The sequence below is a fragment of the Clostridium sp. AF50-3 genome (assembly GCF_003477445.1).
Taxonomy (GTDB): Bacteria; Bacillota; Clostridia; order Lachnospirales; family Lachnospiraceae; genus Otoolea; species Otoolea fessa.
Genome location: NZ_QUDH01000019.1, coordinates 1 through 13,357, shown reverse-complemented (window position 1 = coordinate 13,357; position 13,357 = coordinate 1). Strand labels below are relative to the sequence as shown.

At 48.6% G+C, this 13,357-nt stretch carries 9 protein-coding genes and 2 pseudogenes; 6 read left to right on the top strand and 5 right to left on the bottom strand.

Annotation, left to right across the window (positions count from 1 at the left end; all coding sequences use genetic code 11):
• Positions 1 to 168: 168 nt before the first annotated feature.
• Positions 169 to 1,104, bottom strand: a complete 936-nt coding sequence (locus tag DW085_RS16070) for an NAD(P)-dependent oxidoreductase (RefSeq protein WP_118493659.1) — start codon at positions 1,102 to 1,104, stop codon at positions 169 to 171.
• 16 nt (positions 1,105 to 1,120) lie between these two features.
• Positions 1,121 to 3,052, bottom strand: a complete 1,932-nt coding sequence (locus DW085_RS16065; protein WP_118493656.1) for a thiamine pyrophosphate-binding protein — start codon at positions 3,050 to 3,052, stop codon at positions 1,121 to 1,123.
• 531 nt (positions 3,053 to 3,583) lie between these two features.
• Here DW085_RS16065 and DW085_RS16060 point away from each other — a divergent pair.
• The 5 genes from DW085_RS16060 to DW085_RS16035 all read left to right on the top strand — a co-directional run bounded on the left by DW085_RS16060 (position 3,584) and on the right by DW085_RS16035 (position 8,792).
• Positions 3,584 to 4,390 carry a 3-deoxy-manno-octulosonate cytidylyltransferase gene (locus DW085_RS16060; RefSeq protein WP_118493653.1) on the top strand — a complete coding sequence of 269 codons (807 nt, stop codon included), beginning with the start codon at positions 3,584 to 3,586 and terminating at the stop codon, positions 4,388 to 4,390.
• Entirely contained in the window at positions 4,387 to 5,052 is a 666-nt protein-coding gene (locus tag DW085_RS16055) for an HAD hydrolase-like protein (protein ID WP_022359155.1), read from the top strand. The genes DW085_RS16060 and DW085_RS16055 overlap by 4 nt, the downstream gene beginning before the upstream one ends.
• Before the next feature lie 30 nt (positions 5,053 to 5,082).
• Positions 5,083 to 6,693: an aldolase catalytic domain-containing protein gene (locus tag DW085_RS16050; RefSeq protein ID WP_118493650.1), complete on the top strand. Its 1,611-nt coding sequence runs from the start codon at positions 5,083 to 5,085 to the stop codon at positions 6,691 to 6,693.
• Positions 6,694 to 6,864: 171 nt separating this feature from the next.
• Positions 6,865 to 8,244 carry a cell wall-binding protein gene (locus DW085_RS16045; RefSeq protein ID WP_107001450.1) on the top strand — a complete coding sequence of 460 codons (1,380 nt, stop codon included), beginning with the start codon at positions 6,865 to 6,867 and terminating at the stop codon, positions 8,242 to 8,244.
• A gap of 224 nt (positions 8,245 to 8,468) precedes the next feature.
• Entirely contained in the window at positions 8,469 to 8,792 is a 324-nt protein-coding gene (locus tag DW085_RS16035; protein ID WP_118493647.1) for a hypothetical protein, read from the top strand.
• Between the two features lie 786 nt (positions 8,793 to 9,578).
• On the opposite strand, the gene DW085_RS20005 is transcribed toward DW085_RS16035, so the two are convergent.
• On the bottom strand, positions 9,579 to 10,511 hold the full coding sequence (locus DW085_RS20005; RefSeq protein ID WP_243034068.1) for an O-antigen ligase family protein: 933 nt from the start codon (positions 10,509 to 10,511) through the stop codon (positions 9,579 to 9,581).
• A gap of 11 nt (positions 10,512 to 10,522) precedes the next feature.
• Positions 10,523 to 11,233: a hypothetical protein gene (locus tag DW085_RS20000; RefSeq protein WP_243034067.1), complete on the bottom strand. Its 711-nt coding sequence runs from the start codon at positions 11,231 to 11,233 to the stop codon at positions 10,523 to 10,525.
• Positions 11,234 to 11,698: 465 nt separating this feature from the next.
• On the opposite strand from DW085_RS20000, the pseudogene DW085_RS16020 reads away from it, so the two are divergent.
• Positions 11,699 to 12,664, top strand: a pseudogene (locus DW085_RS16020) (IS110 family transposase); the annotation flags it as partial.
• A 66-nt stretch (positions 12,665 to 12,730) separates the two neighbouring features.
• On the opposite strand, the pseudogene DW085_RS16015 reads toward DW085_RS16020, so the two are convergent.
• A pseudogene (locus DW085_RS16015) lies at positions 12,731 to 13,272 on the bottom strand (glucan-binding protein); the annotation flags it as partial.
• Between the last annotated feature and the right edge of the window lie 85 nt (positions 13,273 to 13,357).

Below are 13,357 nucleotides of genomic sequence, written 5' to 3'. Positions count from 1 at the left end.
AGCCGCTTCGGCTATACTGCCTTTATTTTAAACGTCTTTCTCTCTTTTGACAACCTACAATTTTCTTAACGATTTTTGGCTGCTTCGCTATTTACTTGGCATAAACTGATAAAATATGTCCAAATATTTACCATTCTCTCCCGTCACTCTGCACAGAGGGCAGAAAAATCATTTCTGAAAAGCTAGAATTCTCTTCATTCCTTCTTCAAAATATACCTGTGGCTTCCAGCCAACCACCCGCTCCATCTTGCGGATATCCGGGATCAGATTGACGATTCCCTCTGCATTCGGCGGGCGGACGCCAAATTCCATGCTGCCCTGCCTGCCGCACAGCTCATAGACCGTCTCGACAAACCCGCGCAGCGGTCCTGTCTCATCCATCGGACCGCCCAGATTGTAGACACATCCGTGATCCGTGAGATTTCCCGCATATTCTGCCAGATCCGCCAGGGCGCGCCCCGCATCGTCAATATACATGAAGTTCCAGAGCTGCGTGCAGGCGGTCATCGTCATCTTCTCCCCTGCCCGGAAGACCCGGACACAGGAGGAAAGAAGCGACCACGGGTGATCGCCCGGTCCATACGTGCTGAAAATCCGTGCATGCCCGTAATCCAGTCCCAGTTCCCGGCAGAGCACTTCCGCCCGCTGCCGGACTGCCAGTTTCGCGCGTCCATACGGGGAGGTCGGCTCGCAGACCGTCTCCTCGTCTGTCAGCTCGCTCTTGACGCCATACTCCGCCTGCGAACCTGTAAAGAGAAACCGCCGGCACCCGAGGTCTTTCGCCACGCGGACGGCATTCAGCGCGTCCTGCACGCTCTCCTCCTGGACTGCCTCATTTTTCCGTGAATCACTCCCTGCACCGCGCCAGCCCATATGGAGAAACACATCGCATCCGCCCGGAATCCGTTCCGGCAGTTTCGAGAGATTCCCCAGATCCTCCTCCAAAATCGTGAGTCCCTGCGGAAATTTTCCATTTTCCCGCAGCAGATCCGCTTTCGTCGAATGTTCCCGCAGTACGGCGTATACCTGATGTCCGCGATGTAACAGCTCGCGCACCGCCCCCAGACCTACAAAGCTGGTGGCACCAGTGACAACTATCTTCATTCTATCGTTTCCTTTACTATTTTTTAATACGCGGAATCAGCATGATACGGTCCATCTCCTCGTCCGGCAGGAATGGGGACAGATCCTCCAGCGGCGGCGATACAAGCGTTCCGTCCGGCAGTCTCTTCGCCGCGGACTTTGGCTCAAAGTTCTGATCCAGCGTTACAAATACCTCGCAGATCACCGGGCCGTCCATCGCCAGCGTTTCTTCTACCTTCTCGCCCAGCTCCTTGTTTCCATGAATCGATACATATGGGAATCCATACGCCCACGCCAGCTTTTCCATACTCGGGAATCCAAGATCGCCGCTGTCCACGCCGATACCGATGAGCGGCTCGCCGAAGAAATTCTTCTGGGTCTGGCGGATGGAATGGTAACCGCCGTTATTGATAATGAAAATCTTGATCGGCATCCGGTGGCTGACAACTGTCTCAAGCTCCTGTAAATTCATCTGAATACTGCCGTCTCCGGTGATCAGGATAATATCCTGGCTGTGATCTGCCACGCACGCGCCGATCGATGCCGGAAGTCCGTAGCCCATCGAAGCGATGCCGGAGTTCGAGATAAATCTCTGTCCCTTTTTCACAATATTTGCGTGTCCACACACAACGTTTGCAGATCCATTCCCCACAACCACGATCTGGTTCTCATTTAAACGGCGGCTCATCTCATACGCAAATGCATATACGTTTGCCTCTGTCTCCGTGCCGCCGTTCATGTGCTTCGGCAGAACCACCGGATAATCATGCTTCCAGCCCTGGCAGATACGCAGCCACTCTGCCTGCGCGTCCTTGTACTCCTGCGTCATCGAAGCCGCGCCGTCCGCTTTTCCTTCCTCCGAAAGAACCTCGTCCATCACGGTCAGAAGATCCTTCACATCCGCGTGAACCGGCATGTCCACATGCAGGGTCGGCTTTTTCAGCTCTTCGGCATCGATATCATTCACAATCACATACGCCTCGCGCGCCCAGGTAGTAAAACGGTAACCGACCTGACGGAAACTCAGACGGCTTCCGAGCGACAGCACCAGATCGCTGTTCTGGATCGCGAAGTTGCCCGGGCGATCGCCGACGTTGCCGCCTTTTCCGATGTACAGCGGGTGTTCGTCATAGATACAGTCGATGCTGTCCGCGCCGGTCACAACCGGGATTCCCAGCTTTTCAACCACGCGCATGAAAACATCGTGCGCCGCGCCGATACGGATACCATTTCCGGCATTGATCACCGGACGTTTGGAGGTGCGGACTTTCTTGATGATCGCACGCGCCGTCTCCTTCGTCACACGTGCCGGAAGTTTTGCACGAAATTCACCTTTTCCGGCGGTATCCTCCGGGATCTCGGACGCGCTCTCTGCCGCCCAGCCAGTTCCGCCCGCCTCATAATCCTCCGGATCAAAGCCGATCAGATCGTCTGTCTCGATCATTGCCGCCTGCACATTCAGCGGAATATCCAGCCAGGTAGGACCCGGACGACCGTTGTAAGCCAGATACAGGGCTTTTTCCACACAGAAGCGGATACGCATCGGATCGATCACCATCTCACAGTATTTTGTCATATTGGCAACCGATTTGGTGATATCATACTCCTGATCGCCCATCGCGCGCAGGTGAAGTCCCGTGCTGCGCGCTGTCGTGTCATAACGCACCTGTCCGGAAATGACAAACATCGGGATTGAATCCAGAAATCCGCCCGCAACGCCGTTCATCGCATTGATGCCGCCAGGTCCCGTCGTCACGCACACTGCCGCAATCTTGTTGTGGATGCGGGCATACGCCTCCGCTGCCATCGCACATGCCTGCTCATGATGATTGTAGAGGCAGTGAAGCCCTTCCTGATGCCCCAGCGCGTCATCCAGATGCATCGCGCCGCCGCCCGTGATCATAAACACATCCGTGATGCCGGATGCGAGAAGCTTTTCTGCTATATAATTAGAAAGTTTCTGTTTCATTTTGATTTCCTCCTGAAAATACCTTGTCAAGTGGTCATACTACATCATAAGAACGTATTCTCACCCGTCCACTCACGAACCCGCGCTATCGCGCTCTACCGCCCTGCTTCGCATGGCTGTTCGTTCGTTAATGGCGCAAGAAAAGAATATGTCTGCTTCGCAGCCGCATTCGTTTCTTCTGCGCTCATTATATCACACATATTTCTCTTTTCATAGCCAGCACGGCGTTTTCCCTGCTTCTGAAACGTTCTTTTGTTACTGTTCACGCATACGTGCCCAGTAACAGAATTTGCCGTGGCTTCGCATTTAAATACGGCAAATTCCTGCTGCCACCACGTTTTCTTACGGCACTTTCGGTTCCAAAAGTGCCTACCCGTGAACAGTAACTTACATTTTTCTTATGTTGTCTTGTGTTTTTCCTATTTCTTTTCTATAATAAAGGTCGGCATCCGGTTCACATCGGTATGCCTGAATCGTTACGGTTCAGTTTACTTTATGTAACTGCATTTTTATCATACAGAGGAACGTCTTATGAATCGATTAGCACAGAAAAAAAAGGTCTGCGCGCTGATTCCGGCGCGGCTTAATTCGGTTCGCTTTCCGGGAAAGGCATTGAAACAGATTGATGGGATTCCAATGGTTGTGCGGGTTCTCGCGGCGGCGCGGGACAGCGGTGTATTTGATGCCGTTTACGCTGCGACCGACAGCCCTGAGATTGCTGCTGTTTGTCAGACATATGGATTTGAGGCGGTTTTTACCTCCCATTCCCATCAGAATCCGACCTCCCGCATTCAGGAGGCGGTGACGATTCTGGAAGATTCCAAGTCTGCTTCTTCGCGGAAATTTGATTTTTATGCGATGATCGGCGGGGATGAACCGCTTCTGACACCGGAGATTCTGCAAAATTTTATGGAGCAGGCGCTTACTGTTATTACCTCAAAAGAAAATGTACAACGTCCATTTCTCATCAATGCCATGGCAGATATCCCGAACGATGCCGAGACAGCCGATCCATCCAACATAAAAGTGGTCTGCCGCCCGGACGGCACAGGGCTTTACATTTCCCGTGCGCCAATTCCATTCCGCAAGGGGACGCTTGACAAACCTTCCCGGAAATTTGTGAGTATCGGGCTTTATACGCGGGAATCGCTCGATTTCTTCTGCCAGAGCAGACCGGGCATTCTGGAACAGATCGAGGGCGTGGATTTGCTGCGTTTCCTCGAATATAGGAAAACGATCCTATTTCTTCCCATCTGCGGATATACGCTTTCCGTAGACACCCCCGCCGACCTTGAAACAGTACAGGCGATTTTACACAGGAGGACTAGCACCCTATGAATAAGAAAACATACCGCGGCGTGATCTTCGACCTCGACGGCACGCTGCTCGATACATCCGAAGGCGTCTTTGCGAGCGTACGTCACACGGTAGAAGCACTTGGAAAACCTGCCCTCGACGAGGCGACACTCCGCACCTTTATCGGACCGCCCGTCAAGCTGTCGCTCATCCGCCTCTATGGACTGGACGAGGACGCCGCGAACCACGCAACCGAGATTTTCCGCACCCAGTACAAGGATCACGACCTGCTGAAAGCCGAGCCATACGCCGGTATCAAAGACCTGATCCGCGCACTCCGCGCACAGGGCTGCAAGATCGGGGTTGCCACCCTGAAACGTGAAGATTATGCGCTGACTCTGCTGGAACATTACCATTTCACAGAACTCTGTGACTCCATCTGCGGCAGCGATTTTGCCAGCAAAATGACGAAGGCTGACGTTCTGCACAAGTGCTTAAAAGCTTTGGAGTTGTCTCCATCCGAGGCAGTTCTTATCGGTGATACCTCTTCCGACGGAAAAGGTGCCAAAGAGGCAGCTGTCGATTTTATGGCAGTTACCTACGGCTTCGGACCAGATACCGCGGAGGCATGGCAGGAATATGCGCCGGTTTATACGGCAAAGGATACGCATGATATCGGGGCGTTTCTGGGAGTCAATTTTTAAAATTACAAACATAACAAGAGGACAAACATCATGAAACAAGTCAAATTACTCGACTGCACTCTCCGCGACGGCGGCTACGTCAACGACTGGGAGTTCGGTCACGACAATATTGTTACTATTTTTGAACGTCTGATCAGCGCGGGCGTGGACATTCTGGAAATTGGTTTTCTAGATGACCGCCGCACCTTCGACCGCAACCGCACGATCATGCCGACAACCCAGTGTGCCGATCAGATTTTCGGCAAGCTGGACAAGGGAAATACGATGATCGTCGCCATGATCGACTACGGAACCTGCGATATTTCTAATTTAAGCCCGTGTTCTGAGTCCTACATCGACGGCATCCGCGTCATTTTCAAAAAACATGTGATGCATGAGGCGATCCAGTTCTGCCACGAAGTCAAAAAACTGGGCTACAAAGTGTTTGCACAGGCGGTTTCGATCACCAGCTACTCCGACCGTGAGCTTCTGGATCTGGTTGACCTTGTCAACGATCTGGAACCGTATGCGATGTCCCTTGTAGACACCTACGGTCTGCTGCATCAGGATAACCTGCTGCACTATTTCCAGCTCTTAAACTACAACTTAAAACCATCGATCGCGATCGGCTACCACTCCCACAATAACTTCCAGCTCGCATACTCGAACAGCATGGAAGTCTTACGCGAACCGGCAGACCGCACCGTTTTAGTTGATGCCACCCTGTACGGCATGGGAAAAAGCGCCGGAAATCTTCCGATCGAACTCATTTCCATGTACATGAACACCGTATTCGGACGCAATTTCAATGTCAGTCAGATGCTCGAGGCAATCGATATCAGCATCATGCCGTTCTTCCGCAAGAGCCCATGGGGATATAACCTGTTCTTTTATATTTCCGCCTCCAACAACTGCCATCCGAACTACGTCCGCTTCCTGATGGATAAGCACACCCTGTCACTTAAATCCATCAATACGATTCTGGATGCGATTGAGCCGGAGAAAAAACTGCTCTACGACAAAGATTACATTGAAACACTGTACCGCAGGTATCAGAGCACAGAATGCAATGACGAAGCCGATATTCAGGCATTGAGTGCTTCCTGGAGCGATCGCCCGCTTCTGCTACTCGGTCCAGGAAAGAATCTGGAACTGGAAAAGGAGGCAATTCTTTCCTATATTAAGGCGCACAATCCGATCACAATCTCCGTCAATTTTATCCCGGAGGGAATTCCAATCGATTATGCGTTCTTAAGCAATTCCAGGCGGTATGTCCAGCTCAACAACCGCCTGCTCGAGCACGCCGACGCCCAGGGACGCCCGGTGCGCGTCATCGCGACCTCGAACGTGACGAATGTCAAAGATACGCATTTTGATTACACCTTAAACTACAATTCCCTGATCGACCAGAATGCAGAGATCATCGATAATTCCTTTGTCATGCTGCTGAACGTCCTGACCAAAACAAGCATCCACCACGCCGCCTGCGCGGGATTCGACGGATATACGGTCGATGGAGACAACTATTATAATTCCGCGATGGACTACCGGATCGCGCGGGAAAAATCACAGAGTATTAACCAATATGTGATAGATACGCTGGAGAGGCTGGCAGGAACGCTGACGCTGGAGTTCCTGACGGATTCGAAATATGTAAAATAAAAAATTATATTTTCATATAGAAAAAGGGGTGTTCCAGCTGGTTCACCCCTTTTTCCACATCTCTCCACCCTTTCCAGCAACGCACACTATCTTTTTACGCATAATCCCCGTATAATAAGCCCCGTAATGCAGCGATGGATTTTCGCATTTTCAAAAAGGAGAGATTATACCATGCGTAAGCAAACTAAAACTTTAGCTGTTTTATCCGCTGCGGCTTTGTTCGCGGCTGCTGCACCTATAATGACAAATACGGGAACTTACAGAGTTCTGGCGGCTCAGAGCGGCTGGACAGAGGAAGATGGTCGTCTTTATTACTACGATGAGGACGGCTATAAAGAGACAAACACATGGAAAAAGCGGAATGGCGACTGGTTTTATCTCGATGAGGAAGGCGAGATTGCTACCAATCAGAGAGTCGATGACTATTTCGTCAACGATGAGGGGCACATGGCAAAGAACCAATGGGTTTCGGCTGAAAATGAGATCAGCTACGACAGCCCGGATTCTCCGGACGGCGGCTCCTGGCTCTATTTTGGCAAAGACGGCAAGATTGTAACTGCCAAATGGATGAGCATTGACGGAAAAACCTACTATTTCGACGAGGACGGACTGATGCAGACCGGGCTTCTGGAGCTGGACGGACAGATCTACTACCTCGGCGAGGAGGATGACGGCGCCAGAAAAACCGGATGGATTCTGCTGGAAACCATCACGAAAGACACCGACGATGAAGATGTCTGGTGCTATTTTGACACCGAAGGACGCATGATCGTAAACCAGATGGACCGCAAAATCGACAATGGCTACTACACTTTCATCGACGGCCAGATGCAGACAGGCTGGATCAATGTCGCGGAAGCTGGCTTTGTAAGCTCCAGCACACCTTCAAACGAAGCAACAACAGCGGACAACTCTGCCACAGACACTGTCAGCTTAAACGATTTCCGCTATTACGATCCGGAAAATGGCGGACGCCGGGCAAGCGGCTGGTACACCATTGAAGGGGCACCGGGCATCAGCGAAGAAGAAGAGCCATTTTCCTTCTTCTTTAAAAACGGAACCGCTTACTTTGCCGAGAAGGATCTTGCTATTTTCACCATCAATTCCGAGCGCTACTGCTTCAACGAGCGCGGTGAAATGCAGACCGGACTTCAGAGCCTGAAACAGGCGGATGGCAGCTTCGCCTCCTACTACTTCGGCGACGACGGCGTGATGCGTACCGGCAAGCAGACTATTTACAATGATGATTTAGAAGAAAACCAGATCTGGTATTTCCAGACCAAAGGTTCCCTCAAAGGACAGGGCTACCATGGAGAGCGCGATAACCAGGTTTATGTAAACGGTCTTTTAAAGAAGGCGGATCCGGAACTCCGCTATGAGCCGGTTTCCATCGGTGAAAAACGCTACCTGGTAAACACCAGCGGCACCATCCAGAAAGCAACCTCTTCCTCCTCTTCCGCTTCCCGTCCGGAACTCGGAAAAGGGTTCAAGGATATCAAAGACAGCAATGATACTGCCTGGACAGTTGACACATCTGGAATCATCCAGTAAAATATAATATTGCATCCGTTCAAATACCGCAGGACACTTTTGTGACACCGCGGTATTTTTTCTGAAAGATGTCTTTTTTTATCGTTTTAAAAATTTTTTTGGAAATTTTTAAATTTTTTTCTAAAAACCAGTTATAATGTTCCCGATTAAAACGTATTATAATAAAGGGGATGTTTTCATTTTTCTCCCAATGACTCAACTCTTACTTCTACGGAGGCAACTCTATGCGTGGTTTAAATGTTTATTGCTGTCCAAACTGTGGACATTATGGATTCTTTCAGCTCGTTGCCAATGCGGTGTGTCCGCATTGCTCAATCGCCATGACTCCTCTTCCCATTCCGTATCAGGATTTCATGGACTTAGACTATCCACAACGGCAGATCCTGATTTCCAGACACATGATTAATGCGGCAAGCCCTTTGGATTCTAAAGCCAAACAGGCGAACAAGGCTAAGGCACCAGGCAGACAAAGCCATCCGGCCGGAGCAAATCACCGGATGATGCAAAATCGTCGGATCAAAATGCAGCACCTGATAACACCAAATTGATGACAGATCATTCTGCAGCACCGGGTAAAACAAAATCATCTTCCACTTCCTCGAATCTCCATCCGGATATCTCAAAAGATTCCGACAAGGAAACTCTCTATCAGGAAGTATTGGCGCTAAGAGAGAAAAACGAGCAGCTGGAGCAGACGATCTCCTGGATGCATGATTTAATCTGGAAATTGACGCGCCAACTGCATATTACATAGAGTACATAAAAAATGCCGCATGATTCATTCTGGTTTAATAACATACCTTCTGAATCATGCGGCTTTGATATTCGATTTAGTATTTAATTTTTGATTTGATTGTTCACTTGCTCCATCTGGTATAAATGAGCCTCTTCTCTCCCATCTTATCCAGTTTCTCCGCTTATCCCGCCTTCTCCGTCTTACAGAGTATGTAGTGGTCAATCATCCGGTTTAAGCTTTGATTCATCTGATCCAGAGTTTTAAATAACTCCTTAGCTCACGCTTTAATTCTTCATTTTCCTGTTCCAAAACGACCAATTTTTTAGCTTCATCCATAAACTCTCCTCCTTTTGACTGCCTGTTCTTCCATTCAGATGACCACACTGCATAACGCAGCTCTGCCAGGCGATCCTATCGTTTTTTCGTTTCATATTATTTATAAACCGATTTTAAGAAAAATAAAAGAGTCTATCGATCGCAAATTTCGACACGGAGCATCGCTCAGTTACTGTTCACACATTACTTTAAATTCTCAATCGACAAAGTTCGTCATTTCGGCTTTTCCGACGAATCTGCCCGGATTTGCTGTCTATTTGAGCTATTCTGCCTGTTCTGCTTCCTCTCTTGTGAGTGCAAGCCCAATCGCCAGCATCGCCCACATAATCGGCGTCGCGATCGGGAGGTTGATATTAACAACTGCCTGTGCTCCATAGCAGAGCACCGCCAGAACAGGCGCCAGGATCCAGGCGCACTCTTTCCATTTTCTGCACATCCGCACGCAGGCGCCGCCCAGAAACGCAAGATAGGATGCAAGCGCAAGCGGTCCCATTGTAACAAGGTACTGCAAATATTCGTTGTGGGCGCTCTCATAGAAAACTCCATACCGATCCAGCGCATCCTGCCTGAAATCCCAAGTCAGAATTCCATATGTGTCTGGTCCAAAACCAAACAACTGATGCAGGAACGGCAGCTCGCGATAGGACTGCCAGCCAATTCTCCAGCAATATCCTCGGTTCGTCCCCCAGTCATCATCAAAAACAAGATACTGGGACAACGCGCTGTACCATTCCGCATGTCCTCCCAGATTTGCATCATAGAGGACAAATGCCACTGCCAGGCATCCAAGAATCAAAACGGCACACCAGCCACGCCAAATCCATCGTCCCGGTTTGCTCTCTGGATTCGTCTGTTCCATCTTCCGTTTCCAAACACAGAGAATCCCCGCCAGAATCCAGAATAAAACGACGACTCCCTCCAGATAACGATAGCGCACCAACACGCCAAACACACCGCCCAGACCGATGACCTGATCGGCATATACTTTATTGACCGTATCTACTACCTTGATCACGGTCATAAACGTAGCCGCCAGAATACCATAATCTGCGATGCCCCGCCATGTCGTAAATAAAAACAGCGGCATCACCGCAAACAGCATTCCAAGTGATAAATATGCATTATCACTCTGTCCGGTAATCAATGCAAAAAAGGCCAGCGCCGAAACCAGATAATACCAGATACGGCGTCCCACTTTTCTCTCACTTACAAAACAGCCGCAGCAACCGCCATCGTAAGCGCCACAAACGCCGTATATGTGTTAATATTTCCCAATGTAGATACAAACAGGTTTCCCTGTTCATTGCTCACGCCCTTTTTCCATCCCAATAAATCCATCTGGAAATAATCTGTGATTCCAAACAGACAGACCAAAACGGACGATGCCAAAAACACATCCAGGTACCATTTTCTCATCCGACCATACTTGCTGATCACAATCGTTCCCAGCACATACAGCGTAATCAAGAATAATCCGCTGAATCGTCCCTCATTTCCCCAGAACGACTCATACACATAGTCCGACAGCACCGTCGATATCAGTGCCAGCGCCCAGAAAACTGCCAGCGCCTTATAGGCAAATGGCTGCTTTTTTAATTCAGTCAGTCGAAACGCGCCCAAAAAGCGCCGCACATGCGCCCCGCCAAACCGCTTTAAGTCCATGCACGCAAATACTATCGCTGCGATCAGGCATGACGCCAGCATCGCAACCGTGCTGAGCCAGTAAAACTGATATTTCGATACCAGAATATCATAATAATAATTATGGAAATATAGCGGAAATGCCCCAAACACCACACACAGATACACCGACACAATCCATGAAAAAACCTTTCGGACTTTTCCCTCCCATGCCTGCTCTGCCAAAATGGATGCAGTCGGAGCTCCCTGCTCTCTTGCAATCTCTGTCTGTTCCATCACATTCTTCTCCTTTTCTTATTCGTAAAACCAGAGAAACGGCTTGTATCAGTATAGCATTTCGTTTTGTGGATAGCAAGGAAGGAAATCTTAAATTTCCCCTATTATCTCGTTACTGTTCACGCATACGTGCCCAGTAACGGAATTTGCCGTGGCTTCGCATTTAAATACGGCAAATTCCTGCTGCCACCACGTTTTCTTACGGCACTTTCGGTTCCAAAAGTGCCTACCTGTGAACAGTAACATTATCTCTCCCTTTTTTTGCAACTTGCGATACTTTTCCATATCCGAAGTATAATGACCTGGTAATGCAGTTAGGATTTCGAGAAAATTATTTCAAAAAGTAAAAGGAGCTTCCTGTATAATAAAAAGCGTAGACGTTGAAAATTGAAAATACCTCAGAGTACAATAAGACTACTGACTGGCAGGTTAGTAAAAATCTTATTATACAGAGAGGTATCTACAATGAAGTCTAACACACAGAACGCAAAAATTGAAGCTATTACAGAAAAAACTTTGGTACTCGGAATTGATGTCGGAAGTGAAATGCACTATGCCAGAGCTTTTGATTACAGAGGAATCGAGTATTCGAAGAAGCCATTTAAGTTTAGCAATACAGAGGCTGGATTTGTGACATTTAAGGAATGGATCCTGAACCTCAAAGAAAGACATGAGAAGGATAAGGTGGTTCCAGGTATGGAACCGACAGGGCATTACTGGTTCAATCTTGGAAAGTTTCTACAGGATAATGAAATGAAACCGGTGCTTGTAAATCCTCACCATGTGAAAAAATCAAAAGAACTCGACGACAATAATCCGACTAAAAACGACCGTAAGGATCCGAAAGTTATAGCAGGATTAGTTAGGGAGGGACGTTACATGATCCCATATCTGCCGGATGGTGTTTATGCTGATCTTAGAACAGCATCAAACATAAGATTCCAGTTACAGGCGGAACTTACAAGAATTCAAAACAGAATCAGTCGTTGGTTCAATATATATTTTCCTGAATATAAGACGGTATACGGAAAGCCGGATGCCAAGAGCGGAATGCTAATCCTTAAAGCAGCACCACTCCCTGAAGATATCCTGACGTTAGGTATCGATGGAGTGAACCAAATCTGGCGTGATGAGAAGTTAAGAGCAGTTGGAAAGGCGAGGGCGAAGACCCTGATAGAAGCTGCTGAGCACAGCGTTGGAAGCAAAGAAGGTGCGGTGTCTGCAAGAATGGAAATTCGAATGCTTCTGGAGGACTATGAATCCAGAAATACGCGTCTACAGGAAGTTATGGTTCTAATTGAAGAACTGATAAGAAAGATTCCGATGGCTGAAAAGCTGTTAGAGATCAAAGGTGTGGGAATCAGGACAGTGTCAGGATTCCTTGCAGAAGTAGGTGATATCAGCCGCTTCAACAATCCGAAGGAACTGCAGAAACTTGCAGGATTTCCGTTGATTTTCTTCTTAGCGGCGTCTTTGTACATCTTACCGGAAGCATTGAACCAGTACCAACCTTCGTCATCACAGATGTCATTTTCACTGCAACCAGGAACTGTTTTCTGTACATCCTCATCAGTATCTAACATACCGGATTTCTCAAGCCACAGCCACTTATTCTCTGTTCTTGCGCCATCCATCTCTTCACCGAAGTAGTAAATAGCTCCTTGCCAATCCTGCCAACCATACAGCATCTCACCATCTTCGTTGAAAAGGTATGTCTTACCATTGATCTTCTTATCCTGATCAGCAACTTTTTTACCCTTGTTGTTGAAATAGTACCAATGCTTACCATCGGAATCCGGATCATCCTGATCATCATCAGACATAGTATACTTCCAAGCGTTTGTCAGCATAGCGCCATCTTCGCCTACATAGTAGTCATCGTCTACCCATGTGTTGGTCTCCATATCTCCCTCATCATCGAGGTGGAACCATTTACCGCCATCTTTTTTCCACTCGCCTGTTACCATCTCATCATCGCTATCATAGTAGTGCCAAACACCAGCGTCATCTTTCTGCCAACCAGCTGCGAAAGAAGTCATGGAAGCACCCATAGCGAGTAAAGCTGCTGCAGAAAGTACTGCAACTAATTTAGTCTGCTTTCTCATAATTAATGCACTCTCCTTT